The 26,237-nt window shown below is 64.9% G+C and carries 20 protein-coding genes, 1 tRNA gene and 1 pseudogene; 6 read left to right on the plus strand and 16 right to left on the minus strand.

The annotated features are described in order from the left end of the window. Window positions 1-13 precede the first annotated feature (13 nt). The 10 genes from TMS3_RS01985 to arsS all read right to left on the minus strand — a co-directional run bounded on the left by TMS3_RS01985 (window position 14) and on the right by arsS (window position 13,214). Complete coding sequence (locus tag TMS3_RS01985; protein WP_025163565.1) at window positions 14-1,327, minus strand: NAD(P)/FAD-dependent oxidoreductase; 1,314 nt, start codon at window positions 1,325-1,327, stop codon at window positions 14-16. Between the two features lie 140 nt (window positions 1,328-1,467). Continuing rightward, window positions 1,468-2,844: a glutamine synthetase family protein gene (locus tag TMS3_RS01990; protein WP_025163566.1), complete on the minus strand. Its 1,377-nt coding sequence runs from the start codon at window positions 2,842-2,844 to the stop codon at window positions 1,468-1,470. Between the two features lie 371 nt (window positions 2,845-3,215). Then, on the minus strand, window positions 3,216-4,826 hold the full coding sequence (locus TMS3_RS02000; RefSeq protein ID WP_407691595.1) for a methyl-accepting chemotaxis protein: 1,611 nt from the start codon (window positions 4,824-4,826) through the stop codon (window positions 3,216-3,218). Window positions 4,827-5,032: 206 nt separating this feature from the next. Beyond that, window positions 5,033-6,109, minus strand: a complete 1,077-nt coding sequence (locus TMS3_RS02005) for an FAD-dependent oxidoreductase (RefSeq protein WP_025163569.1) — start codon at window positions 6,107-6,109, stop codon at window positions 5,033-5,035. 272 nt (window positions 6,110-6,381) lie between these two features. Continuing rightward, entirely contained in the window at window positions 6,382-7,125 is a 744-nt protein-coding gene (locus TMS3_RS02010) for a DUF3047 domain-containing protein (RefSeq protein ID WP_051394179.1), read from the minus strand. Then, on the minus strand, window positions 7,110-9,251 hold the full coding sequence (locus tag TMS3_RS02015; protein ID WP_025163571.1) for an FAD-dependent oxidoreductase: 2,142 nt from the start codon (window positions 9,249-9,251) through the stop codon (window positions 7,110-7,112). The genes TMS3_RS02010 and TMS3_RS02015 overlap by 16 nt, the downstream gene beginning before the upstream one ends. Next, on the minus strand, window positions 9,248-10,219 hold the full coding sequence (locus TMS3_RS02020) for a metallophosphoesterase family protein (RefSeq protein ID WP_025163572.1): 972 nt from the start codon (window positions 10,217-10,219) through the stop codon (window positions 9,248-9,250). The genes TMS3_RS02015 and TMS3_RS02020 overlap by 4 nt, the downstream gene beginning before the upstream one ends. 2 nt (window positions 10,220-10,221) lie before the next feature. Beyond that, window positions 10,222-10,740: a redoxin domain-containing protein gene (locus TMS3_RS02025; protein ID WP_025163573.1), complete on the minus strand. Its 519-nt coding sequence runs from the start codon at window positions 10,738-10,740 to the stop codon at window positions 10,222-10,224. Next, on the minus strand, window positions 10,737-12,134 hold the full coding sequence (locus TMS3_RS02030; RefSeq protein ID WP_025163574.1) for a sodium:solute symporter family transporter: 1,398 nt from the start codon (window positions 12,132-12,134) through the stop codon (window positions 10,737-10,739). Before TMS3_RS02030 ends, TMS3_RS02025 begins: the two co-directional genes overlap by 4 nt. A gap of 111 nt (window positions 12,135-12,245) precedes the next feature. Continuing rightward, window positions 12,246-13,214 (minus strand): arsenosugar biosynthesis radical SAM (seleno)protein ArsS, encoded by a 969-nt coding sequence (gene arsS / locus TMS3_RS02035; protein WP_200929607.1) that lies wholly within the window; start codon window positions 13,212-13,214, stop codon window positions 12,246-12,248. A gap of 158 nt (window positions 13,215-13,372) precedes the next feature. Between arsS and TMS3_RS02040 the strand changes: the two genes are divergently transcribed. Then, window positions 13,373-13,789 carry a hypothetical protein gene (locus TMS3_RS02040; RefSeq protein ID WP_025163576.1) on the plus strand — a complete coding sequence of 139 codons (417 nt, stop codon included), beginning with the start codon at window positions 13,373-13,375 and terminating at the stop codon, window positions 13,787-13,789. A 16-nt stretch (window positions 13,790-13,805) separates the two neighbouring features. On the opposite strand, the gene TMS3_RS02045 is transcribed toward TMS3_RS02040, so the two are convergent. From TMS3_RS02045 to gabD, 3 genes and pseudogenes are all read right to left on the minus strand, one after another. Beyond that, on the minus strand, window positions 13,806-15,008 hold the full coding sequence (locus tag TMS3_RS02045; protein ID WP_025163577.1) for an HDOD domain-containing protein: 1,203 nt from the start codon (window positions 15,006-15,008) through the stop codon (window positions 13,806-13,808). Window positions 15,009-15,279: 271 nt separating this feature from the next. After that, window positions 15,280-16,175, minus strand: a pseudogene (locus tag TMS3_RS02050) (aminotransferase class III-fold pyridoxal phosphate-dependent enzyme). 297 nt (window positions 16,176-16,472) lie between these two features. Beyond that, a complete protein-coding gene (gene gabD, locus TMS3_RS02055) occupies window positions 16,473-17,921 on the minus strand; it encodes an NADP-dependent succinate-semialdehyde dehydrogenase (RefSeq protein ID WP_025163578.1) in 1,449 nt (482 codons plus the stop codon). A gap of 369 nt (window positions 17,922-18,290) precedes the next feature. Here gabD and TMS3_RS02060 point away from each other — a divergent pair. After that, window positions 18,291-18,367 (plus strand) — tRNA-Arg (locus tag TMS3_RS02060). Window positions 18,368-18,648: 281 nt separating this feature from the next. Beyond that, window positions 18,649-18,987, plus strand: a complete 339-nt coding sequence (locus TMS3_RS02065; RefSeq protein ID WP_025163579.1) for a carboxymuconolactone decarboxylase family protein — start codon at window positions 18,649-18,651, stop codon at window positions 18,985-18,987. Between the two features lie 104 nt (window positions 18,988-19,091). Here TMS3_RS02065 and norR read toward each other — a convergent pair whose 3' ends face one another. Beyond that, entirely contained in the window at window positions 19,092-20,651 is a 1,560-nt protein-coding gene (gene norR, locus TMS3_RS02070; protein WP_025163580.1) for a nitric oxide reductase transcriptional regulator NorR, read from the minus strand. Between the two features lie 226 nt (window positions 20,652-20,877). On the opposite strand from norR, the gene hmpA reads away from it, so the two are divergent. The 3 genes from hmpA to TMS3_RS02085 all read left to right on the plus strand — a co-directional run bounded on the left by hmpA (window position 20,878) and on the right by TMS3_RS02085 (window position 23,606). Next, window positions 20,878-22,059, plus strand: coding sequence for an NO-inducible flavohemoprotein (hmpA, locus tag TMS3_RS02075; RefSeq protein ID WP_025163581.1), 1,182 nt, complete (start codon window positions 20,878-20,880; stop codon window positions 22,057-22,059). A gap of 115 nt (window positions 22,060-22,174) precedes the next feature. Then, window positions 22,175-22,429: a hypothetical protein gene (locus TMS3_RS02080; RefSeq protein WP_025163582.1), complete on the plus strand. Its 255-nt coding sequence runs from the start codon at window positions 22,175-22,177 to the stop codon at window positions 22,427-22,429. After that, entirely contained in the window at window positions 22,416-23,606 is a 1,191-nt protein-coding gene (locus tag TMS3_RS02085; protein ID WP_025163583.1) for an NnrS family protein, read from the plus strand. Before TMS3_RS02080 ends, TMS3_RS02085 begins: the two co-directional genes overlap by 14 nt. Before the next feature lie 10 nt (window positions 23,607-23,616). On the opposite strand, the gene TMS3_RS02090 is transcribed toward TMS3_RS02085, so the two are convergent. Next, window positions 23,617-24,840 carry a CaiB/BaiF CoA transferase family protein gene (locus tag TMS3_RS02090; protein ID WP_025163584.1) on the minus strand — a complete coding sequence of 408 codons (1,224 nt, stop codon included), beginning with the start codon at window positions 24,838-24,840 and terminating at the stop codon, window positions 23,617-23,619. Window positions 24,841-24,959: 119 nt separating this feature from the next. Then, window positions 24,960-26,138 carry an acyl-CoA dehydrogenase gene (locus TMS3_RS02095; protein WP_025163585.1) on the minus strand — a complete coding sequence of 393 codons (1,179 nt, stop codon included), beginning with the start codon at window positions 26,136-26,138 and terminating at the stop codon, window positions 24,960-24,962. Window positions 26,139-26,237 lie beyond the last annotated feature (99 nt).

The raw sequence follows: 26,237 nt of genomic DNA on the forward strand, positions 1-26,237 counted from the left end.
CAGCGCCCCCGTCTCAGCGCAGTTTTTCCAGCAACTGGTAGTACCACATGCCCACCGCCAGCATCGGGTTGCCGAGCACATCGCCCAGCGGCACCTTGATGTGCGAGCAGGCGGCGAAGGTGTCGAACTTCTCCAGACTGCCGGTCAGAGCGTTGGCCATCACCTCGCCCATGATGTGACTGGTGGCGATGCCATGACCGGAGTAGCCCTGGCAGTACCAGACGTTGTCCGACAACTTGCCGAGCTGGGGGATGCGGTTGACCACGATGCCCATGGCGCAGCTCCACTGAAAATCGATCGGCACGCCCTTGAGCGCCGGAAAGGTGCGCTCGATGGCCGGACGCAACTCGGCGGCGATGTCCCGCGAGTCGCGCCCCGAGTAGTTGCAGCCGCCGCCGAACAACAGACGGCCGTCGGCGGTCAGGCGGTAATAGTCGAGGACGAAGCGGCAGTCGTAAACGGCCAGGTCGTGCGGGTTGATCTGCTTGGCCAGCTCGCCCAGCGGCGCGGTGGTGACGATGCCACCCATGGCCGGGAAGATCATGCCCTTGAGCTTCTGCGGCTCCAGCTTGTGATAGACATCGCCGGCCAGCAGCACCTGCTTGGCGTCGATCCGGCCCTGGGCGGTGATCACCGCGGGGTTGGCGCCGTGGACGATCTGCAGCACCTCGGAATGCTCGAAGATCAGCGCACCGAGGCTCTCGGCCGCCTTGGCCTCGCCGATGCACAGGTTCAGCGGGTGCAGGTGCAGGTTACGGTTGTTCTTGATCGCGCCGCAGTAGAGCTCGCTGTCCAGATGCGCGCGCACGCCGTCGGCGTCGAGCAGGCTGACCTCGTCTGCCATGCCACGGCGCACGGCCTCCTCGTAGTCGGCCTGCAGACCCGGCATATGACTGGGCTTGTAGGCGGCGTGCAGATGGCCGTGCTTGAGGTCGCAGTGGATCGCGTACTTGGCCACGCGCTGCTGGATGATCTGCTGGCCACGCCAGCGCAGCTGCCAGATGAAGTCGTCGACCTCGGCGCCGAGTCGGTTGCGCATCTGCTTGCGCATGGCGCCGTCGCCCGAGAGGCTGCCGGTGACCTGGCCGCCGTTACGCCCGGTGGCGCCCCAACCGATCTTGTGGCTCTCGACTATGGCCACCTTGAGACCACGCTCGGCCAGTTCCACGGCGCTGGCCACGCCGGTGAAGCCACCACCGATGATCACCACATCAACACTGACCTGGCCCTGCAGGGTCGGGTAGTCGGTTTCCTGGTTGAGGCTGGCGCTGTAATAGGACGGGCAGCGCTCGGCTGCGGGGATAACGGCATTGAGAGCGGCGGTCATGGAGAAGTCCTCGATTTATGCACCCCGGCCTGGACCGCGGCGCTTGATCTATGTGTTTGCGTCCCGGATTGCATCCGGGCTACTGCACGGCTTGACTGACGTAGCCCGGATGCAATCCGGGGACATCCATCGCATTAGGCTCAGGCTTGGGTCAGGTACCAGCGCCAGTCCTGCTCACCCACCTCGGCCATGAACTGGCGATACTCGGCACGCTTGACCGCCAGATAGACCTTGAGGAATGCCTCGCCCAGAGCCTCGCGCGCCCATTCGGAGCGCTCCAGCGCTTGCAGCGAGGTCAGCCAGTCGGTCGGCAACAGCGTCTTGGCCTGGGCATAACCGTTACCCTCAACCGGCGCGCCGGGGTCGATGTCCTCGCGAATGCCACGGTGGATGCCGGCGAGGATCGCCGCGGCGGCCAGGTAAGGATTGGCGTCGGCGCCGCAGATGCGGTGTTCGATGTGCCGGCTGGCCGCCGGACCACCGGGTACGCGCAGGCTGACGGTGCGGTTGTCGATGCCCCAGGTGGGTGCCAGCGGCGCGTAGCTGTTGGCCTGAAAGCGCCGGTAGGAGTTGGCGTTGGGGCAGAACAGTAGCAACGAGTCGAGCAGGCTGGCGAGCATGCCGCCTACCGCCTGCTTGAGCAGGGTGCCGGCCGGCCCGCCGAGGTCATCCGGCTCGCCTGCGAACAGGTTGCGACCCTCGGCATCGGCCAGGCTGACGTGCATGTGCATGCCCGTGCCGGCCAGGTGGTCGTAGGGCTTGGCCATGAAGCAGGCCTGCATCCCGTGCTTGTGCGCCACACCCTTGACCAGGCGCTTGTAACGCACGGCCTGGTCCATCGCCGCGAGCGCGTCGCCATGCTCCAGGGTGATCTCCACCTGGCCCGGGGCGTATTCGGAAATCGCCGTGCGCGCCGGAATATCCTGCATCTTGCAGGCGGCGTAGAGGTCGGCGAGGAACGGCTCGATCTGCTCCAGCTCGCGCAAGCCGTAGACCTGGGTGCTGCGCGGGCGGCCGCCGTCGGCATCCAGCGCAGGCTGCGGGCGACCCTGGCTATCGCGCTGCTGGTCGAGCAGATAGAACTCCAGCTCACAGGCCATCACCGGGTGATAACCCTCGGCCTTGAGCCCCTCGATCACCCGGCTCAGCAGATGCCGCGGATCGGCGACCGTGGCCGGCATGCCCTCGCTCGGGTGCATGCTGACTTGCAGCGCGGCGGTGGGAATCTGCCGCCAGGGCATGCGCACCAGACTGCCGGCCAGGGGGTAGGCGCGGCAGTCGATGTCGCCGACGTCCCAGACCAGGCCGGAATCTTCGACGTCATCGCCGTTGATGCTCAGGCCGAGGATGGTGCTGGGCAGCGGCCGGCCGCTCTGGTACACGGCCAACAGTTCCTCGCGGTGTAACAGCTTGCCGCGTGGCACACCGTTGGCGTCGAGAATGAACAATTCGAACAGTTCGATATCGGGGTTCTGCGTCAGGAAATCCTGGGCGTGCTGCACGGAGGCGAATGGCATGTGGGCTCTCGTTAGCGCCGGAAGGCGCACTGTCCAGCCGGCGATACGTCTGCCCAAAGGCAGGCACGGCGGCGGGATCACAGGTATCGGAAGGGCTGCGGGCGGGTGCAGCCGAGGCGTTCAGATAGCGACGAGAGCGGCATCCGGCGGGCGCGCATGGCGACAATGCCAGAGCGCCCAGAAGGCCAGGATTGCAGGCAGGAGGGGGTTGGTTCGAGCTGCGCCGAAATGGGTGCGCTCCCGTAACGACGGGAAAAACACAGGCGGGATGGGACAATGCGCGGACGAACTCATGGGCGAAGAGGCTCGCACAGCAGCCCGCACGCTTTAAATCCGATTCTTTACATGTTCAGTTACGAGCAGGCTAAACATTAGCCGGCTGCGCAGCTAGGACGATCTCTCGCCGACTCCGGCTTGTAGCCCAGACGCAGGCCGCCCCAATGACGCCCCTGCACCTGGATCGGCACCGAGAGGTCGTGCATCAGTTCACCGGTGTCACGCGTGTAGGTCTGCAGCAGCAGGGGTTGCTGATGGCTACCACAGCGAATACCGGTGCGGTCGTTGAACAGGCGCTTGCTGCGGCTCTTCGCGGTATCCACTACGCGATCACCGACCGGCGGATGATTGAACGCCTGGTTGTGGGTCGGCACGTAGCCTTCCGGAGTACTGGCGATGGCGAAGACCAGGCCCGGGTGACGCCTCAACAACGGTTCCTGGATGCCCGGCAGGACCTGGTCGGCATAGCGGTCGAAACGGGTCGTGTACTTGGCCGGAAAGCTGTTGGCAATCGCTTGGTACTGACGGTCGAACAGGTCGGAAAGGCTGACGCGTCCGGCCTGGATGTCCGCCTCGAACTGCGCGCTGATCGCCGCCGCGCCCTCGCGGGCGAGGTCGTAGATGCGCTGGTGATAGTCGTCCAGGCCGACGCCGGCGAGTTGCTCGCTGACCGTTTCCGCCTGGCCGACCAGTTGTTCGGCGGCGCCGCCCAGCTGGCGGGTCTGGCCCTCGCTGGCGCGCACGTCACTGCGCAGTTGTTCCACGGCGACCAGCAGGCTGGCCAGACGCTCATGGTTGTTCGCCGTGCCGGCACTGATCTGCGCGACCTGACTCTCCACATCCACGGCCAACTCGGCAATCCCTTGCAGCTGTTCGCCGGTTTGCTCGATCTGTCCGGCGGCTTGATCCAGTTCATTGGCCTGCTGTTGAATATGGCTGACCACTGCCGCACTCTGCTGGCGAATGTCGCTGACCATCTGACCGACTTCCTCGGTAGCGCTGGCGGTACGCGCGGCGAGATTGCGCACCTCGTCGGCGACCACCGCAAAACCGCGGCCCTGCTCGCCGGCACGGGCCGCTTCGATGGCCGCATTGAGCGCCAGCAGATTGGTCTGGCTGGCGATGGACTGAATCACCTGGGTGACCTGTTCGATCTGCTCGGTGCGGCTGCTCAGGCCATCGATCAACTCGCGGCTGGCGGCGGTCTGCGCACTGAGCTGTTGCATCCGGCCGATCGCCAGTTGCAACTCCTGCTGGCCTGTGGCGCTGCTCTGGCGCACGCGTTGCGCGGCTGCCAGGGTCTGCTCGGCGCGCTGCGCGCTGTCCTGCTCGGTGTCGGTGATGGCATCGGCGCCCTCACCGATCTGCTCGATCGCGCTCAACTGCGACTGCAACTTGTCCGCCAGTTGCTGCACCGCATGCGCCACCTGGGCGGCGGACAGGGCGTTATGGCAGGTGTGCTGGGACAGGCTGCGGCTGAGTTCGGAGAAATGCTCGGCGGAGGCGCTAGCTGTCGCGTCATCTTCCGCCCGACGTTGCCATGGCCCCAGCCAGGGCCACAGCGCCAGCAGCAACACGGCCGGCATGGCTACATAGGGCGACAGTTGCAGCTGTTGATACGTCAGCAGCAATGCAGCCAGTGCCAATGCATGCAACAGGCAGGCCTTCGGCTGGCGGATAACGGCAGTACTCATGGCAGTCCTCATTATTCTTATTCGGGCTATGCCGATGACAGAGGCACCGGGTGTGCACAGGCTCTTCGGCTGTCCGGTCAGCTAGCGGGGGCTGGTCGGCGCGGCTCTAGCCGGGCCATCCACTCCGGCGAGGCTGACGTTCGCGCAGGGCCGATTCGAGCACGTCCAACCGCGCTCGACCATCACACTTTGGTCGCACAGCCCTGGGTCAACAGAACCTAGCCGGAAAAGCGGTGCCGCCGAATAAACCCGCGATCCAGATAATCCTTCCAGCGCCCATAGAACTGCCCACCGGCACTCCAACCGCGCCAGCCAAGCAAGGCGCCGCCATCGCCGGTGGCGAGCAGCGCCAGGCTCTGCCGTTGTGGACGGTAGGCGCGCAGCGGCAGGCCACGCAGCACGGCATTGAGGTTGGCCGCCAACACGGGCGCCTGACGCACCGAATACACCCCGCTCTTGCGCGCACCCGGCAAGCTGGCGCAGTCGCCGACGGCAAATAGCTGGGGATGGGACAGGCTCTGCAGGCTCGCGCCGATCTGCACGAAGCCGCCCTGATCGCAGCTCAGGCCGCTCTGCGCCAGCCACGGCAAGGCCTGCGCACCGCTGGCCAGGAGCAGGCGGTGGCCACGCCAGACCGGCACCTCCCCGCTGATCAGGCAATCCTCGTCGACTCGCTCGATCGGGCAATTTTCGCGCACCTGCACCCCGCGCTGCCGCAGATGCCCCAGCGCGCGCAGATGCAGGCCCGCATTGTGCCCGGCGAGCAACGTGCCGGCACAGAACAGCGCCAATTGCGGCACCTGGTCGGCCAGCGCCAGCGCCAGCTCGACCCCGGCCGCACCGCCACCGAGAATCGCCAATGGCTGCGGTTCTGCCTGCCAGGCCTGCCAGCCGGCGAGAAAGTCGGCGAAGGGTTTGACTGCCAACAACTGCATATCCGCACCCTGTTGCGGCGGCTGGGCGACCTGGCCGCCAACGTTCAGCGACAGCCAACTGGCGCCGAGCATACGGCCATCAGCCAGCTCCACCTGCTGTTGCGCCGCCGACAAGCCTTGAGCCTCGGCAACGATCAGTTCGACCTTGGCCGCGCGGCACAGTGGCGCCAACTCGATCCGGCAATCGTCGGCGCTGAAGCGCCCGGCCAACAGACCCGGCAACATGCCCGAGTACCAGGCGTCATGTCCGGCACTGAGCAAGGCAATGCGCCCCGGTGGCCGCTCGACCAAGGCCCAGCGGCGCAATACGCCGAGGTGGGCGTGGCCGGCACCGATCAGGATTAAATCGTAATGGCTCATGCGGGCTTGAGTCCGTCGCGGTACTGGCTCGGCGTCTGGCCGATCCAGCTGGCCAGGTTAGCGGGTTTGGCAATCATCCAGGTTGGCGCGTCCAGTCAACAGGGTGGCAGGTCAATGAACCCTACCGGCAAACCGGGTGCATCGCCAAGTAGAGGATCGGGGAATGACCGCCAGCGATTCGCGCCTATTCACAAGAGGCTGATACAGGGCGCACAACGACTGACTCTCTGGTCCATGCCGTGGACGGCAGGGCTGGCTTGCCAGGCGTGCGCTCAAGGTTGCTTGAGGTGCAAGCGCGGCTCGGCGAAATAACTCTCGACGCGCTCGCCGGTGTTGTCGCTGTCGGCGGCGAACACCACCCCGAGTATCCGTGACGGCGCGCTGCCGAAGGCGGCGATGGCATCGCTACGCAGGTCGCGGGTCTCCGTCAGCCACTGCCCAAGCGGCGCCTCGGGTCCGCGCAGCACCAGCATCTCGGCCTGTTCGGTGTAGGCGCTGCGGGCATGGGTGCCGGGCGCCACGCGATTGTCCCAGACGTAGCTGAGGGTCGCTGCCGGCAAACTGGAGTCGTAGAAGGTACGCGCCAGGCGCAGCTTCTGCCGGGTCAGGAAGTCCAGGCTATCCAGCGGATAGTCCAGCAACACATAGACCCGCGCGGCATAGTCGTCGCCCTCGCGGCTGGCGAAGCGCGCCTGCTCCAGGCGCTGCTCGCTGCGCCATTGCCAGCTCAGCTGCCAGGGTCGATCACCGGGCAGATCAAGCGGATGCAGCAGCCCGCCGGCTGCGGTATCGGCCTCGACCCGCAACACCCTGCGACCGTCCTGCTCGACCAGGCTGCGCTGCGGCGCCTTGAGCTCGGGGATATCCGCCACCCGCCAGGGCGTCGACCACTCGGCAGCCGGCGGCCCGGCGGTCCAGGGCGCCAGCTGGTTGCCTGGCTCAGACGGCCCTGCCAGGGCCAACGGCGCCGACAGCAGCAGGACACAACAGAGTCCGCGCATCAGTTTCTGCGCCATGTATGAAAACGCTCGACCCAGCGCAGCAGACCTTGCGGGGCATGTGCACGCTTCCATTCGCCGGCCGCGTATTTATTGGCCTCGGCCATGGTCGGGTAGCTGTGGATGGTGCCGAGGATCTTGTTCAGGCCGAGCTTGTGCTTCATCGCCAGCACGTATTCGGCGAGCAGCTCGCCGGCATGCTCGCCGACTATGGTCACGCCGAGGATACGATCCTTGCCCGGCTCGGTGAGCACCTTGACGTAACCCTCGGCGGCCTCGTCGGCGATCGCCCGGTCGAGGTCGTCGATGCCGTAGCGGGTCACCTCGTAGGCGACGCCCTGCTGCTGCGCTTCACCTTCCGAGAGGCCGACCCGCGCCACTTCCGGGGCGGTGAAGGTGCAGTAAGGAATCACCCGGTAATCCACCTTGAAGCGCTTGAAGCCGCGGAACAACGCATTGACCGCCGCATACCAGGCCTGGTGCGCCGCCACATGGGTGAACTGGTAGGGCCCGGTGACATCACCCACCGCGTAGATGTTGGGGAAGCGGGTGGCCAGGTACTCGTCGGTTTCCAGGGTGCCGTTGCCGCGCACCGCCAAGTCCAGGGCCTCGGCGCCGTAACCGCTGACATTGGCGGTGCGACCGAGGGCCAGCAGCAGGCAATCGAAGGCGATGGTCACCTCCTCGCCGGTATCTTGCCGCTGGGCGACCACGCGCTGCTCGTCGTTGACTCGCTCGAAGCGCACGGCCTTGTGTTGCAGGCGCACATCGACACCATCGGCCCGCAGGCTGCTGAGCAGCAGCTCGCTGGCATCGGCGTCCTCACGCGGCAGCAGGCGTTCGGCCAGTTCCAGTTGAATCACCTGACTGCCAAGGCGCTGGAAGGCCTGGGCCAGCTCGCAGCCAATTGGCCCGCCGCCCAACACCAGCAGCCAGCGCGGCTGCTCGCGCAGGTCCCAGATGCTGTCCGAGGTGTAGGTCTGCACCTGATCCAGGCCGGGGATGTTCGGCACCAGCGGGCGCGCCCCGGCGGCGATAACCAGACTGCGACTGCTCAGGGTCTGGCCGTTGACTTCGACGGTCCAGGGCGAGGTGATGGTCGCTTCGCCCTGAATCACCTCGACGCCGAGATCGGTATAGCGCTCGACCGAATCGTGCGGTTCGATGTCGCCGATCACCCGCTGAATACGCTGCATCACCGCGGGGAAATCCACCCGCCCGCCGACATCGCGAAAGCCCAGGGCCTCGCCCTGTTTCAGTTCATGGGCCAGTTTGGCCGAACGCAACAGTGCCTTGGACGGCACACAGCCGGTGTTCAGGCAGTCGCCACCCATCTTGTGCTTCTCGATCAGGCTGACCTTGGCCTTTACCGCCGCGGCGATGTAGGCGCTGACCAGACCACCGGCGCCGGCGCCGATCACCAGCAGGTTACGGTCGAAGGACTTCGGCTTGGACCAGCCGGCATACACCCGGCGCGCGTTGAGCAGGTCCAGCAGCTTGCGCGCGACCAGCGGGAACAGTCCGAGCAGCACAAAAGCCCCCAGCAGGCCGGGCGAGAGGATGCCACCGAGCGACTCCAGCTGTCCCAGCTCACGCCCCGCATTCACGAACACCAGGGTGCCCGGCAACATGCCCAGCTGACTGACCCACCAGAAGGTGCGCAGCGGCAGCCTGGTCAGGCCCATGGCCAGGTTGATCAGGAAGAACGGAAATACCGGCACCAGACGCAAGGCGAACAGGTAGAAGGCGCCTTCGCGCTCGACGCCGGCATCGATGCTGGCCAGACGCTTGCCGAAGCTGCCCTGCACCCAGTCGCGCAGCAGGAAGCGGCTGCTGAGCATGGCCAGGCTGGCCCCCAGGGTCGAGGCGAAAGACGCCAACACCAAGCCCTCGAGCAAACCGAACAGCGCGCCCGCCAGCAGGGTCATCAAGGCCGCGCCGGGCAACGACAGGGCGGTGACCGCGACATAGCCGATAAAGAACAGTCCCGCCGCCTGCCAGGGGTTGGCCGCTACCTGGGCATTCAGCACGGCCTGCTGGGCCTTGAGCGCTGCGAGGCTGAGGTACTGACCAAGGTCAAAGATGAAGAAGCTGCCGATCAGCGCGACTATCACCACCAGGACGGCGAGTTTGCGGGGGTTCATGAGTAGCAGACATCCTGTACGGGAGTGGGTTGGCAACGCTGAAATCCGCCCAGCAATGCACTATCAAGCAGATCGGCAGGGCCCTCGAGCAGACGCAAACGATAGGCACGGGCGGCAGGACTGTGCGCCGGCCACTGCCGATCAAACTCGCTGAGAAAGGCCACGTGATCGTAGGCCAACGGCACAGCTTCAATGTACAAGCCAGCGTGCTGCGCACGATACAGCGCCAATGGATGCGGCGTACGGGCAATGCGGCTGACCAGACCATGGCGGGCGCCGGCAAACACCGGCATACCCGCGGCGCCATTGTTGATCAGCACGCCGCCGGGCAGCTGCAGCGCCGCCGGCACGCAGGTGTGACTGGTCGCCAGCACGGCGACCTGTTGCTCAGTCAGCCAGGCATTCAGCTGCGCGCGCCGCCCGGAGTCCTGCAAGGCTTCGCGCGCGCACTGCCAGCCGGCCAGCGAACGCTCGTCGCCGTGACTGATCGCCACCCGTTGTCCCGCGACCTCGACCACCGCGCAGGCGGGACGTTGCGCCAGCTCCCCGGCCAGGCCGGGAATGGCCTGTAGCGTCTCGCTCAGGGTTCGGTGAATGGCGTTGGACCAGTCTACGGTCTGTTCGCTGACCGTCTCGGGGTAGGCACAGCCGCAACCGGCACCGGTGTTTTCTTCGCGCCCCAGTTCGGTCTCGACATTGCCGCGTAACGCCAGGTGCTCTTGCAGCTGCCGCTCGATCAGGCTGAACAGCGCGGGATCGCGGTCGAACCAGTGGGCATCGCCGTTGAACACCGCGCGCGCACCCGGCTCGCCGGCCAGCAGGCCCTCCAACGCAACCAGTGCCTGACGATTGCCGTACAGACCACCGACCACGTACAGGCTGTCGCAATCGAACAGCGCCGGGCCGGCGAAGGCATCCGCCGCCAGGCGGTAATCCAGCGGGCAGTCACGACCGGGGCGAAGGTTCATGCTCAGGCCTCTCCGCGCGCCGGGTAATCGTTGCTGAGGATGTAGTCCACCGCGCCGAGTATCTCGTCGAAATGCGGACGGGCGAAGGGCATGCTGTTGACCGACGACATGTACAGCGTGCCATCTGGACGCAGCAGAAACACGCCGGGCTCGGAGAAGTGCGCCGGCTCTTCGGAGCCGGGCTTGGCCGCCGAGATGAACAGGCCCCAGCGCCGCGCTTCGTCGAGGCTCAGGCCATAGCCGAGGCGGACCTTGTCGATCGCCCAGCTGGCCTGGGTCTTCTCTGCCCGCTCGCGGCTGTCGCAGGACAGGGCGATCACCTCGACGCCCTTCTCGGCGAAGCGCTCGACCTGGCCATTGAGCTCCTGCAGGGATTTGCGGCAGATCGGACAATGCAGGCCGCGGTAGAACACCAGCAAGGTGAAGTTCTTCGGTTTATCTTGATTCAGTGTCCACTGCCCTTCGGGCATCAACGCAACGCTCAGGGCCGGAACAGCTTGGCGAGGAACCAGATGAGTCATGACAGTCTCCTAGCGGGTGCAGTTGAATGAATAAGCCCCGGTAACAAGTAGCCGAGGATGCACAACAGCAAACCATAGAGATTAGTCCCCAACAGCAGGGCGTACTTGCCTTCACCGATCGCCCAGCTGGACGGTATCCAGCCGAAGGTCAGCGCCAGTCCCAATAACAGGCCGATCCAGAAGCTCAGATGAAAGCCCAGCCGGGTCGGCCGCACCAGGCCATGCAGGATGAACACCGGGGCCAAACCGATGACCATGGTGCCGCTGATGGTGGTGGCCTTGAGAATGTCGGTGCCGGCAATCATCGGCAGGTTGCCGAGCAAGGCGAACAGCACCATCACTGCCATGCCGACGCCGATGGCCTTCTGTCCCAGATCACGCCCGGCCAGTGACGGCAGCTCACGCCCCGCCAGTTTGGCCAGGCTGGAAAAAGTCGAGTCGAGGGTCGAACCGGCCGCCGAGACCATCACCACGGTCATCACCATTAACGCCGCCACGCCGAGGGACTTGGCCAGGGCCGCCGGCACGTTGTCCGAGGCCGCCAGACCGGTAAGCTGGGCATGCACGCCGATCAGGCTGAAGGCGAGGATGGCACCGAAGCCGAGCACCCCGGCGATCACGAAGGAGCGGCGCATGGTGCGTTCCTCGCTGATGAAGCCCCGGTCGGTGAGCACCGGGTCATGGAAGCCATAACTGAAGATCTGCAGGCCGGCGACCAGCAACAGGTCGACCCCGGCGTCCAGCGCCCAGTGACTGGTGCTGGCCAGTTCCTGCGCCGAGTGCTGCGGCAGTACCAGACCGAGCACCCAGATCAGGGCGACGATGAAGATCGCCGCTTGCGCCGCGTCGGTGAGAATCGAACTGCGCAGCCCGCCGCGCAGGCTGTAGGCCAGGGTCACGGCGGTGAACAGCAAGGCCGCGCCGATGAACTCGAGGCTACCGGCGTCGCCGTAATAACCGCCGACCACCGCGGTGTTGCTCCACACCTCGTTGAACAGGCGGATCAGGATCGCCGCGGAAAATGCCAGTGCCGCGCCACGTCCATAGTGACTGCTGAGAAAGCTGACCAGGCTGGTGGCGGCATAACGGCGGCGCAGGCGGTAGATGACGAAGCCGGCCAGGGGGATCGACAGCCAGTAGGTGGCGTAGGCCAGGCCGCCGACCAGGCCATAGCTGGCCCCCAGATTGGCGGCGTTGGTCACCGACTTGGCAAAGATCCAGCTGATGAAGATGCTCGAGGTGAGCAACCAGGGCGCCGCGCTGCGGCCCTGGCTGTCTTCGCCATTGAAGAAGCCGCCAACGGTCACAGCACGCGGCGACAACAGCACCATAAGCACGCCATACAGCAGTAGAAAACCCCAGAAAAGCAGCCCGATAACGCTGTTGGGTTGCATAAAACTATCCTTAATCGAAGCGTTGATCAGTAGCGCGGGCGACGGCTCGGCGCACCGGCGCTACCGCGCCGCCCGGCTGCATGGTGGCACCCACTAAAGCCCTGCAGGCCCCTATGAGTTGAGCGCGCCGCCACAGCTGGAGCCTTGCCCGGCAGTGCAGGCGAAGCAGTGGTCGCGAGTGACGATCGGATCGCCCTCCAGCGTGGTGCCGAGGAGGTCGCGAAGATGGGCGCGCTGGCGACCGATCAGTTGCGTCGGCAGCTCCAGCGGCAGGTCGAGCATCTGGTTGAAGTCGCAGTCGTACAGGTAGCCCTGCCAATCGACACTGACCAGGCTGCGGCACATCACCCCGGCGAGGTTTTCCGCACGGTAGCTGTCGCGCAGCAGTTGCATGTAGGCGTTGAACTGACCCTTGCTGACCAGGGTGCTGCCGAAGCGTGCGATTGGCTGGTTGGTGATGGTCAGCAGGTGATTGAAGTGGATACCGAAGTCTTCCGCCAGATGGCTTTTGTAATCGGCTTCGAGCTGCTGCTGGGGCGGCGGCAAACTCGCACCTTGCGGGTTGTACACCAGGTTGAGGATCAAGCCGCTCCCCGCTTGGCCGTAGCCCAGCGCATTGAGACGCTGTAGGCCGAGAATACTGGCGTCGAACACGCCCTCGCCGCGTTGCTTGTCGACGTTATCGCGTGAGTAGCAGGGCAAGGATGCGGTGACTTCCACGCCCTGCTCGGCGAGAAACTCGGCCAGGTCCTCATAACCGGGTTCACTGAGGATGGTCAGGTTGCAGCGGTCGATCACCCGTAGTCCCTCGCGCCGGGCATGCACGACGATCTCGCGAAAGCGCGGGTGCATCTCCGGGGCGCCGCCGGTCAGGTCCAGGGTATGCACCGGATGAGCGTCGATCACCTGATGCAGCAGCGCCAGGCTCTCATCGGTCATCGCCTCGCTACGTGTCGGCCCTGCGTTCACATGGCAATGCAGGCAACGCTGGTTGCAGCGGTAAGTCAGATTGATCTGCAAAGCTTCCAACACACCCCGGCGGATGGCCGGAAAGGCGAGTTGGTCGAGCAGGGGGAGCATGGCGTGCACGGTACTTTCCTTGGCGAATACACACTGTAGAGAACGCCCAGGTGTTTTTGTTACAGCTGGGCCTGATCGACAGCTTGGACAATTGCTTATCGCCATCTTAGGCAGTTAAGGCAGAATCGGCTAACACCTCTACCCCCTGGAGCCTGCCCATGCTACGTCTGAGTCTGTTCTTCGTTGCCGGCTTTCTCGCCGTACCCTTCTTTCACCAACCCGCGTTGGGCCTGCTGCACGCCTATGGTGTGGTGCCTTTCGCGCCCTTCAACCTCAATGCCAGTGCGCCCCTGGGGGTGCCGGCGTGGATTTCCGCATCGTTCTGGGGTGGCGTGTGGGGCGTGCTGATGCTCAGCCTGCTGCGCTGGCAGGCGGACCTGCCACAACCCTGGCTGAAAGGCCTGCTGTTCGGCGGCATCGCCTTGACCGCCGTGGCGCTGCTGGTGGTGTTCCCGCTCAAGGGCATGGGCTTCGACCCGGCGTTGCTGCCAGGGCGCTTTCTGATCGGCTTTCTGGTCAACGCCGCCTGGGGCCTCGGCACCCTGATCTTCGCCCGCACCCTGCTGGGCCGCTGAACCTTCAGCCTGCGCGCTACGCAGACGACGGCAGACGTACCAGCAATTCGGGATCCAGGCCTAACAGCCTGGCACTGCGTGCGTTGCGCAAGGTGATGGGGGTCTGCTCAAGCGGTAAATTGACTATTAGTCCAGCCAGATTGAGCACCAGTGCCTCACGGGAAAACACTCCGGTGCTGAGCTGATAAAAGGTCGCGATCAACTCCCGTAAGCCGAACGGCAGACGCCAGCGAATGCGCAATGCCGAACCGAAGCTGGCAGCCCGTCGGCGCATGGTCTCGTCGATTTCGTCATCGCCGAGCGCGCCGCCGGCGTCCTGCCAGTCCTGCAGACAACGCAGCAAGGCCAGTTCGCCGATGTTGTGCAACAACCCCGCGGTAAAACACAACTCGGCATCCAGGGCCAGCTCACTGGCCAACCAATGAGCCACCTCGGCGCTGCGTTGCGCAGCGCTCCAGGTCAGCGCAGCCAGTTGCGCCAGACGCGGGTCACTGAGCATGGCATTGCGCTGCACCGCCATGCCCAACACCAGATTCAGGGTGCGCGACACACCCAAACGCGTCAGGGCCTGGGTCAGGGTCTGGCAGGGCATGCCCTGATGCAGGGCTGCGCTATTGGCTGCGGCAATCAGTCGTGCAGTGATCTGCGGGTCGCGCGCAAAGGCTCTCTCCAACTCGCGCAAATCGGGCGCATCACTGCTCAGGCACTGACTCACTGCGTCGCGCACCGCCGCCAATAACGGCGCACCCTGCCCCTCCTCGCGCACGGCATCGAGGTAGGCCGGCAAACTGTCGACCAGCAAGGGCGGCGGCGCACTGTACACGCTGCCCTCGGCCGACAACAGGTCGCGCAAGCGCAGACGCAAGCGCTCGGCGTTGAAGGGTTTACCCAGGTACGCGGTCGGCGACAAGGGCCGCACAGCGCGCACGCTGGCGACATCCAGGTGTTTACTGATGAGGATATAGGGCAACGCGGGCGTACGTGGGTGACGGCGCAGTTGGCGCAGCAATTCGACGCCGTCCAGGCCCGGCAACTCACCGTCGGCGATGACCAACTCCGGTAGTCGACGCTTGCATCTGGCTAGCGCCGCGGGCCCGTCGGCGACCCGAATGATCCGCGCATCGCCACGTACATCGAGCACCAGTTGGGTAAGCAAATCGGCGGTCCAAGGATCTGCCTCGGCGATCAATATCTCCGGGGTGGCAAGCCGAGCAGTCATGCATGCCTCTTGAGCGGAGACATGGCAGTAGCGCTATAAGCGAACTGGACAGGTAGCCATGCACTGAGCTCACCCTGCTGCGAAGCCATTCTGACCATTCCATTTACGCCGACTTATTTTGGCCAAGCAGTCTAAACCGGGCCTTTGCCGGCGTCAGCAAGTCTCGCTTCGACTGCGCAAAAATCTGCACAATCCGCTAGCCGGGCGACCGACAAACAGGCAAAAAAAGACCCGCCGAAGCGGGTCCAAGAAACGCCTGGCCTGGTGAGCCTCAGGCGAGTTCGTCGAAGCACTCGGCGATGATCGCCAGGCCCTTGTCCAACAATTCATCTTCGGCGGTGATCGGTACCAGTACGCGCAACACGTTGCCGTAGGTGCCGCAGGACAGCAGGATCAGCCCCTTGTCGCGCGCCTTGGCAACGACCTGGCCGACCAGTGCCGCGTTAGGCTTGTGCAGGTCGCCGCCTTCGAACAGCTCGACCGCGATCATCGCACCCAGGGCACGCACGTCGCCGATGGCCTTGTGTTTGGCCTGAATGGACTTGAGGCCAGTGACCAGACGTTCGCCGACCGCCTTGCAGCGCTCCAGCAGCTGTTCTTCCTCGAACACCTCCATCACCGCCAGGGCCGCGGCGCAGGCAATCGGGCTGCCGGCATAGGTGCCGCCCAGGCCACCCGGGGCGATGGCATCCATGTACTCGGCCTTGCCGCACACCCCGGCCAACGGGAAGCCGCCGGCGATGGATTTGGCGAAGGTGGTCAGGTCGGCGGCGACGCCCATCTGTTCCATGGCGAAGAAGGTGCCGNNCGCGGCGATGTCTTTCGGTTCGGCGTCGTTCTTGAAGATGCGCTCGATGCTGGCCATGGCGTCATCAGTACTGACCCCGTGCAGCGCGCAAGGGTACTGGGCACGGAACACGCCACCGGGCATCAGGCCCATGCCGGCGGAATAGGGCGCGACCTTGCCGGTCAGGCTCAGGGTCATCATGGTGCGGCCNNGGTGTTGAGCACCGCGATGCCGCCGGCGAAGTCGATGAACTCGCGGCCTTCGACGTCGGTGACCGTGGCGTTTTCCGCGCGGTCGGCGAAGATCGGGTGGATCTGGCCCACACCGCGCGCAACGGCGGCGTTGCGGCGTTGCATCAGGGATTCGTTGGTCTTGCTCATGGATAATTCCTCATTCGCCGCTCATCGGTCGGCGCAGTTCAAGGATGAATGCAGCCGGGGAAAGGCGCGGGCAGCATACGATGATCGACTGCCTCGGCCCTGCCGGCCGCTCAGGGGGTTCTCTGTTGCGGTATCAGCGGTGTAACACTGCCACGGGGTGGCCTTTGTCTCAGAACCAGGGCACGTTACGCGCGACGAGCCGAAACGGCAGCGGCTGGACTCGAAAAAACCCAATTGGCTGGTACCAATGAGCAGTTCCGGGCCCAGCCAATGTCATAAGTCCGCGCGCGGTAGCGGTTAAACGCCGAGGCAGAGGTACTTGATCTCCAGGTAATCCTCGATGCCGTACTTGGAGCCTTCACGGCCCAGGCCCGAGGCTTTCATGCCGCCGAACGGCGCCACTTCGGTGGAGATGATCCCGGTGTTGATACCGACGATGCCGTACTCCAGTGCCTCGGCCACGCGGAATACCCGGCCCAGGTCGCGAGCATAGAAGTAGGAAGCCAGACCGAACTCGGTGTCGTTGGACATGGCGATCACTTCGGCCTCGTCCTTGAAGCGGAACAGCGGCGCCAACGGGCCGAAGGTCTCTTCCTTGGCCACCGCAGCGTTATTCGGCACGTCGATCAGGATAGTCGGCTCGAAGAAGCTGCCACCCAGGCTGTGCGGCTTGCCGCCGCTGAGCACCTTGGCGCCCTTGCTCACGGCATCAGCGATGTGCTCTTGCACCTTGGCCACCGCCTTGTCGTCGATCAGCGGGCCGGTGGTGACGCCGTCGTCCAGACCATTGCCGATTTTCAGCTTGGCCACCGCAGTTTTCAGCTTCTCGGCAAAGGCGTCGTACACACCGTCCTGCACGTACAGACGATTGGCACAGACGCATGTCTGCCCGGCGTTGCGGTACTTGGAGGCCAGCGCGCCTTCGACGGCGGCATCCAGGTCGGCATCGTCGAACACGATGAACGGCGCGTTGCCGCCCAGCTCCAGCGACACCTTCTTGATGTCCTTGGCGCACTCGGCCATCAGCTGGCGACCGATCTCGGTCGAGCCGGTGAACGACAGCTTGCGCACGATCGGGTTACTGGTCAGCTCGCCGCCGATGTCGCCGGCGCTGCCGGTGACCACGCTGAGCACACCCTTGGGGATACCGGCACGGTGCGCCAGCTCGACCAGCGCCAGCGCCGAGAATGGTGTCTGCGAGGCCGGCTTGATCACCATGGTGCAGCCGGCGGCCAGAGCCGGACCGGCTTTACGGGTGATCATTGCCGCAGGAAAGTTCCATGGGGTGATCGCCGCGGTCACGCCGATCGGCTGCTTGAGCACCAGCAGGCGCTTGTCCGGCTGGTGGCCCGGGATCACGTCGCCGTAGACGCGCTTGGCTTCTTCGGCGAACCACTCGATAAAGGAAGCGGCATAGGCGATCTCGCCCTTGGACTCGGCCAGCGGCTTGCCCTGCTCCAGGGTCATCAGGCGGCCGAGGTCGTCCTGGTTCTCCATCAGCAGCTCGAACCAGCGGCGTAGCTTGCCCGCACGCTCCTTGGCGGTCAGTGCACGCCAGGCCGGCAGGGCCTTATCCGCGGCCTCGATGGCGCGGCGGGTTTCGGCGGCGCCCATCTTCGGCACGCTGCCGATAATTTCACCGGTGGCCGGGTTGTTGACCTTGAGGGTCTGGCCGCTGTCGGCGTCCAGCCAGGTGCCGTCGATATAGGCTTGCTGACGGAACAGCTGGGTGTCTTTCAATTGCATGGCAGTCTCCTTAATCCCGACACCCAGGCGTCGGACGGTTGTAGTAGGGTTCTTGGGACTGTGCCCTTAGAACGCTGTTGCGGCGAACATACCGCCTCGTGCTCAGGCATTTTGGCGGCACTGCAGAATTCGATTGATCCAAGTCGTACAGAGTTCCGAACGACTTCATTGAGAGCGTTTGAAATCTCAAACGAATCCTAGGGTCGCCAGGGGTAAAGGGCAATAGGATGTTCGAAAAAATTAACGAAATATAGGACCAGCTGCGATCTCCCGATCAATCCAGGGAAAAACCACAGCACTCGTGCAGAATCGCACACAATGCGCCAGCATGGACGCCCGGCGCAGAGGTGCGTATGATTGCGCCGCGCTGCACCAGTAGCTCAGCTGGATAGAGTACTGCCCTCCGAAGGCAGTGGTCGTGGGTTCGAATCCCGCCTGGTGCACCATATAAAACAAGGCCTTAGGTGAAAACCTAGGGCTTTTTTTTGGCTTTGGCTTTGATGCGCCACGCGCCATGGCCGTCAACAGGCTCGACGCTCGCGGCGTCTTGGTGAAGCCAGCCCAGGCCTGGTCTCAGCCACGCTCGGCTTCCCACGAGACGCGCCTCCGTTACCCCGCTAACCGCATCGTTCCCCGCTGTCTGCTCAGCTCTTCCGCTCTTCTGCCCAAGAGGGTTTACGCTGAACAAGGTAAACCTCCGTTGCACATCCAACTCGTGGAGAGCCGCATGGACAGGAAGAGAAAACTCGACACCTATCAACGCTTCAAGCAGCAGCACCCGGATTACTTTGATGCCGTGGAGTCGCTGGGTACGGTGGTGCGGCAGGCCGGCCCGCTGGACGAGCAGACCGTGCAACTGGTACAGCTCGCCGCCGCTGCGGCGATTCGCTCGGAGGGAGCGGTGCACAGCCATGTCAGGCGGGCCCTGGATGCTGGCGCGACCGAGGAGCATATCCATCACTGCCTGATCGCCCTGACCAGCACCATCGGTTTCCCCACCGTGGTGGCCGCGCTGAGCTGGGCGGGCGACGTGCTGGGGCGCGACGATTCGCCGGGCACCGACTAGCTAAGCGAGTAGAAAGCCACGAGGCGGCGTGGTTTATCGCGACGCCTCGCCTTTGCACAGGCTTATCTGCGGGCTGGCCCTCATTATTGGGGCCTTCGAGGGACTCACTTCAGGCCCAGGCGCTTGGCCAGCCGGCTCAGGTTGGCGCGGTCGATGCCCAGTTCGCGCGCGGTGTCGGCCCACTTGTGCTGGTGGCGCGCCAGGACTTCGCCGATCAGCTGTTTCTGGTAAGCATCCAGGGCATCGCGCAGGGGCATGCCGACCACCGCGTCCGGAACGTGCATGGGCGCCTGCTCGGCACTGGCCGGGCTGACGACATTGTCCGGTAGATCCAGGCTCTGGCTGTCGATGCTGAGGATGCGCGGGCGCTCGGCGCAGGCCGACAAGGCCTTGAGCGCCGCGCGGCCGATCAGGTGCTCCAGCTCGCGCACGTTGCCCGGCCAGTCATGTGCCAGCAGCGCCTTCTGTGCGTCGGCGGACAGGCGCAGGCTGCGCAGCCCCAGGCGCGCGCGGTTCTCCTCGAGGAAGTAGCCGGCCAGCAGCAGCACATCGCGGCCGCGTTCGCGCAGCGCCGGCACCCGCAACGGGTAGACGCTCAGGCGATGATAGAGGTCGGCGCGAAACCGCCCCGTCCTCACCTCTTCGGCCAGATCACGATTGCTCGCCGCCAGTACGCGTACATCGACCCGGTGTTCACGGTCCGAGCCGACTCGCTGCAACTGCCCGCTCTGCAAGACGCGCAGCAGTTTGGCCTGCACCGCCAGCGGCAGCTCGCCGACCTCATCGAGAAACAATGTGCCGCCATCGGCCAGTTCGAACTTGCCGCTGCGCTGGTTGATCGCGCCGGAAAACGCCCCGCGCACATGACCGAACAACTCACTCTCGACCAGGGTGTCCGGCAATGCGGCGCAGTTGAGGCTGATCAACGGCCGCGTGGCACGCGGCGAAGCGGCATGCAGGGCCTCGGCCACCAGCTCCTTGCCGACCCCGGTTTCGCCACTGATCAGCACGGTCAACTCGCTGTCACCGACCAGGGCGATCTCCTGCTGCAGGTGCTTGTGGCTGGGGCTCTGGCCGATCAGCTCGCGCGGACGGTGCTGGCCGGCGGCTTGTTTGTAGACCTCGGCCAGCTGATGTTCGTCCTCGACCCGGCGCAGCAGTCGGTTGATCCGCTCGTTGGCCATCACCGTGGCGGCGGCCAGGCTGGCGAAGGCTTCCAGGGTGTCCAGGTCGACGCTGCCGAAACTCGCCGGGTCGAGTGAATCCAGGGTCAACAGGCCCCATAAGGTGTCCTGCAAATACAGTGGGCAGCCCAGGCAATCATGGACTTCCAGGTGGCCGCGATGCCCCTCGACCAGGCCATCGTAGGGGTCGGGCAGGCCGCAGTCGGTGGCGAAGCGGGTCGGCCCGCGACGCTCCAGCAGCGCCTGCAATCGTGGGTGCTCGCTGACCTTGAAACGCCGGCCGAGGGTATCGGCGCTCAGCCCCTCAACCGACAGCGGCACCAGCACCTCACCCTCGAGCCTGAGCAACGCCACCGCATCGCAGGGCAGCAGTTGGCGCAGGGCGAGCAACAGGCGCCGATAGCGCTCGGCTTCGGGCAGCTCCCGGGACAGGTCGGCGACCAGCGGGATCAATGCGGTAAGCAAGGGGCTAGCGGTCATAAAGACTACTCTGTGTCATTTAGACTCTTATTCACTCATTGTCATAAAGACAACAAAACAAATAAGTCATTGAAATTTAATACTAAAAATACTGGCACGCTTTCTGTAAGGAGTTAGGCGTACTTGGATGCACTCAAGTTAACACGTGGCCGGCTCGGCAGCCGAATCGCATCAACGGCTACCACCAGGCACTCTCAGACCCGACTACTCGCGCAGGAACTCAAGCATGCTCTCAGCCCAACACCGCACCCTGATCAAGGCCACTGTACCGCTGCTGGAAACCGGTGGCGAAGCTCTGACCCGGCATTTCTACAGCATCATGTTCGCCGAATATCCAGAGGTGCGTGCCCTGTTCAACCAGGCCCACCAGAGCAGCGGCGCACAGCAGCGCGCACTGGCCAACGCCGTGCTGATGTACGCCCGGCATATCGACAAGCTGGAAGCCCTCGGTCCGCTGGTCGGGCAGATCGTCAACAAGCATGTGTCACTGCAGATCCTCCCCGAGCATTACCCGATCGTCGGCAACTGCCTGCTGCGGGCGATTCGCGAAGTGCTCGGTGCCGAGATCGCCACCGACGAGGTGATCGACGCCTGGGCCGCGGCCTACGGGCAACTGGCCGACATCCTGATCGGCGCGGAAGAGAGCGCTTACGCGGCCAACGCTGAGGCGCCCGGTGGCTGGCGCGGCGCACGCTGGTTCCGCCTGGCCGGCAAGGTCGCGGAAAGCGAGGAGATCGTCTCCCTGCACCTGGAGCCGGAAGACGGCGGTGCACTGCTCGAGTTCCATCCGGGGCAGTACATCGGCCTGCGCCTGCTGCTGGACGGTGAGGAGGAGCGGCGTAACTACTCGCTGTCGGCACTCGGCAATGGTCGCGAGTACCGCATCAGCGTCAAGCGTGAGGCAGGCGGCAAGGTGTCCAATTACCTGCACGATCAACTGCAAGTCGGCGACCGCCTGGAACTGTTCCCGCCGGCCGGCGACTTCGTCCTGCGCCCGTCGAGCAAGCCGCTGGTGCTGATCAGCGCCGGCGTCGGCATCACTCCGGCCTTGAGCATGCTCGAGGCGGCGCGTGACAGCGGCCGGCCGATTCACTTTATCCACTGCGCGCGACATGCCGGGGTGCATGCCTTCCGTGACTGGGTGCAGGCGCAGTCCGCGGCGCATCCGCAGGTGCAGCACTTCTATTGCTACAGCGAACCGCGCGCAGACGACCAGCCACATGCCGTGGGCTTTCTCAGCCAGGAGCAACTGGCCGCATGGCTGCCCGAGGAGCGTGACCTGGACGCCTATTTCCTCGGCCCCAAGCCTTTCATGGCTCAGGTCAAGAAGCACCTGCACGCACTCGGTGTACCGGAACAGCAGAGTTACTACGAGTTCTTCGGCCCGGCCAGCGCGCTGGACAGTTAAACCACAGGGGCTAAGGACCTGTGCGGTTAGTTCACTCAGTCATTTTCGGCGCCTGAAGCCCGCCACTGCATTGACCTACTAACCGTAAAGGCCACTAGAGGCCCAGGAGGCGCTTATGTCAGGTTTCTTCAGCTGCCCAATACGGGCGCTGCGGCTGGCCAATCAGTTGCTGGTCGCCGGTCTGTTGTTGCTTCTGCTCGGCCTGGCCGGCGCCTATGGACTGGACAAGCATCTTGGCTTGCGCCTGCTGGTCGGCGCCCATGCGCTGACCATTCTCGGCCCTAGCCTGTTGAAACTCGGCTATGTGCTGCGCCTGGCGGCGCAGCAACAACTGAGCAGACAAGGAGCACCCTGTTGTGCAATTGCGTGATCGCACTCGCGAATTGACCATTGCGCCGCTCTGGCGCCTGGGCTTTCGCCCGTTCTTCCTGGCCGGCAGCGCCTTCGCCCTGCTGGCCATCGGCCTCTGGATCGCCCACCTGCTCGGCTATCTGCCCGCCTGGCAGCCAGCAGGTGGCAGCCTGGCCTGGCACCGCCACGAGATGCCGTTCGGCTTCGGCGTGGCCATAGTCGCCGGCTTTCTGCTCACCGCGGTACAGAACTGGACCGGTCGCCCCGGCCTGTCCGGTAGGCCACTGGCGGCGCTGTTCGGCCTCTGGTTGCTCGCTCGCCTGGCCTGGCTGACTGAGGTGCCGCTGAGCCTGTTATTGGCCGTGCAACTGCCGTTTCTGCCCCTGCTGGCTGGGATCATCGGACGCCAGCTGCGTGCAGCCGGACAACGGCGCAACTACCCATTGGTGCTGGTTCTACTGCTGATGACTGGCTGCGAGTACTTGCTGTTGTATGGCCTGGCACTGGGCGACGAGACCCTGCAACGCCGCGGCGCGCTGGCCGGCTTGTGGCTGCTCGGCGCACTGGTCAGCGTCATCGGCGGCCGGGTGATTCCCTTCTTCACCCAGCGTGGCGTGGGCCGGATAAGCCCATACGCGCCGCAGCCGCGCCTGGATCTGCTGGTCATGCTGCTGTCGCTGGGCGCCGCCCTGTCGTTCGCCTTGGGCCACAATCTGCAGCCCCAGCCCTGGCTGGCTCCGCTGTTTCTGGCGCTGACGCTGGTGCACGGGTTGCGCCTGCGCCACTGGTACGACGACGGCATCTGGCGGGCACCGTTGCTCTGGTCATTGCACGCGGCCTATGCCTGGCTGCCGCTGGCCACCCTCGGCCTGGCGCTGTGGCACCTGGGCTTACTCGCTCAGGCCAGCCTGGGCCATCACGCCTTGGCTGTCGGCGCGGTCGCAGGAGTGATTCTGGCGATGCTCGCGCGGGTCAGCCTCGGCCATACCGGTCGCCCGCTGCAGGCACCGCGGGCGATGGGCTGGGCGTTTGCCAGCCTGCAACTGGCCGCGCTGTTGCGCGTGCTGCTGGTGCCCTGGGCGCCCGTCAGTGGGTTATGGCTGTCAGGCGCCTGCTGGATGCTGGCGTTCGCCCTGTTCCTGCGCCATTACGCGGCGCTGTTCTGGCGCCCACGGGTGGATGGCCAGCCTGGCTGAGTCGCACGGCTCAGAGCACCCCGGCCTGACGCAGCGCGGCGATCTGCTCGGTGCTCATGCCCAGCCACTGCTGCAACACCTGCTCGGTATGCTCGCCGAGCAATGGTGGCGCATTGCGGTATTGCACCGGGGTCTCGGACAGGCGGATCGGGCTGGCCACCTGCGGCACGCTGCCGCCCAGGGGATGCGGCAGATCGATGCGCAGACCACGCGCCAGCACCTGCGGGTCGGCGAACATCTGCTGCAGGTCGTTGATCGGCCCGCAGGGCACGCCGGCCTTTTCCAGGGCCGTCACCCACTCACTGGTGGTTTTGAACACCGTGGCCTGGCGGATCAGCGGAATCAGCTCGGTGCGGTTAGCGACTCGCGCCTTATTGGTGGAAAAACGCGGGTCGTCGGCCAAAGCCGTAAGGCCGGCGACCTCGCAAAATTTACGGAACTGGCCGTCATTGCCGACCGTGAGGATGAAGTCGCCGTCGGCGGTGGGGAAGTCCTGGTAGGGCACGATATTCGGGTGGGCATTGCCCAGGCGCCGTGGCGGTGTGCCGGTGGTCAGGTAATTCATCGCCTGGTTGGCCAGACAGGCGACCTGCACGTCGAGCAGCGCCATGTCGATGTGTTGGCCCTTGCCGGTCTGCTCGCGGCTGGCCAGGGCGGCGAGCATCGCCGCGGTGGAATACAGTCCGGTGAGGATATCGGTCAGCGCCACGCCGACCTTGACCGGCCCGGCCCCCGCCTCCCCTTCCGGGCGCCCGGTCAGGCTCATCAGCCCGCCGAGACCCTGGATCATGAAGTCGTAACCGGCGCGTTTGGCATAGGGGCCATCCTGACCGAAACCGGTGATCGAGCAGTAGATCAGCCGTGGATTGAGCGCTTTCAGGGAGGCGTAATCGAGGCCATAGGCGGCCAGGCCGCCGACCTTGAAGTTCTCGATGAGGATGTCTGATTTCGCCGCCAGTTCGCGGACGATGCGCTGCCCTTCGGCCTGGGTGAAATCGAGGGTCAGCGACTGTTTGTTGCGGTTGGCGGCCAGGTAATAGGCCGCCTCCGTGGTGTTTTCGCCCTGCTGGTTTTGCAGGAACGGTGGGCCCCAGTGGCGAGTGTCGTCGCCCGTGCCGGGGCGCTCGACCTTGACCACCTCGGCGCCGAGGTCGGCGAGAATCTGCCCGGCCCAGGGTCCGGCCAGCACGCGGGAGAGATCGAGTACGCGGATATGGGACAGGGCGCCGGACATGGGATTCTCACACTAGAGAGTGGGCGTAGGCTGGGTAGAGCGCAGCGAAACCCAGCTGGATTGCCAGGCAGCTGGGTTTCGGCAAAAAACGCCTCTACCCAGCCTACGGCGTGAACCGCTTAGAAAAACGCCTGGATGCCGGTCTGCGCGCGACCGAGGATCAGCGCGTGGACGTCGTGAGTACCCTCATAGGTGTTGACCACTTCCAGGTTGACCAGGTGCCGGGCGACGCCGAACTCGTCGCTGATGCCGTTGCCGCCGAGCATGTCGCGGGCCAGGCGGGCGATGTCCAGGGACTTGCCGCAGCTGTTGCGCTTCATGATCGAGGTGATTTCCACCGCCGCCGTGCCTTCGTCCTTCATCCGTCCGAGGCGCAGGCAACCTTGCAGGGCCAGGGTGATCTCGGTCTGCATATCGGCCAGCTTTTTCTGGATCAGCTGGTTGGCGGCCAGGGGCCGACCGAACTGCTGGCGGTCCAGCACGTACTGGCGCGCGGTGTGCCAGCAGTCTTCGGCGGCGCCCAGGGCGCCCCAGCTGATGCCGTAGCGGGCCGAGTTGAGGCAGGTGAACGGACCCTTGAGGCCGCGCACGTCGGGGAAGGCGTTCTCTTCCGGGCAGAACACGTTGTCCATGACGATTTCGCCGGTGATCGAGGCGCGCAGGCCGACCTTGCCGTGAATCGCAGGGGCGCTCAGGCCTTGCCAGCCCTTCTCCAGGACGAAGCCACGGATCTCGCCGGCATCATCCTTGGCCCAGACCACGAACACATCGGCGATCGGGCTGTTGGTGATCCACATCTTGCTGCCGGACAGACGGTAACCGCCGTCGACCTTCTTCGCCCGGCAGATCATCGAGCCCGGGTCGGAGCCGTGGTTCGGCTCGGTCAGACCGAAGCAGCCGATCAATTCGCCGCTGGCCAGCTTGGGCAGGTATTTCTGTTTGGTCGCCTCGTTGCCGAACTCGAAGATCGGCACCATCACCAGGGACGACTGCACACTCATCATCGAACGGTAGCCTGAGTCGATGCGCTCGACTTCGCGGGCGATCAGCCCGTAGCACACGTAGTTCAGACCGCTGCCGCCGTAGGCTTCGGGAATGGTCGCGCCGAGCAGGCCGGTCTCGCCCATCTCGCGGAAGATCGCCGGGTCGGTCTGTTCGTGGCGGAAGGCTTCCTGCACGCGCGGGGCCAGTTTGTCGGCGGCGAATTGCTGGGCACTGTCGCGCACCATGCGCTCTTCTTCAGTCAGTTGCTGATCGAGCAGCAGTGGGTCGATCCAGTTGAAGCTTGCCTTGGCCATGCCGAGCACCTCGAGTTGGTCGGTGACGCTGCAGGACGAGCTTCGCGCGCCTGCAACAGAGATGGCATTGATCCTAGGCGCCAATGGCGGGGCGAGCAA

The sequence above is a fragment of the Pseudomonas taeanensis MS-3 genome (assembly GCF_000498575.2).
Lineage (GTDB): Bacteria > Pseudomonadota > Gammaproteobacteria > Pseudomonadales > Pseudomonadaceae > Aquipseudomonas > Aquipseudomonas taeanensis.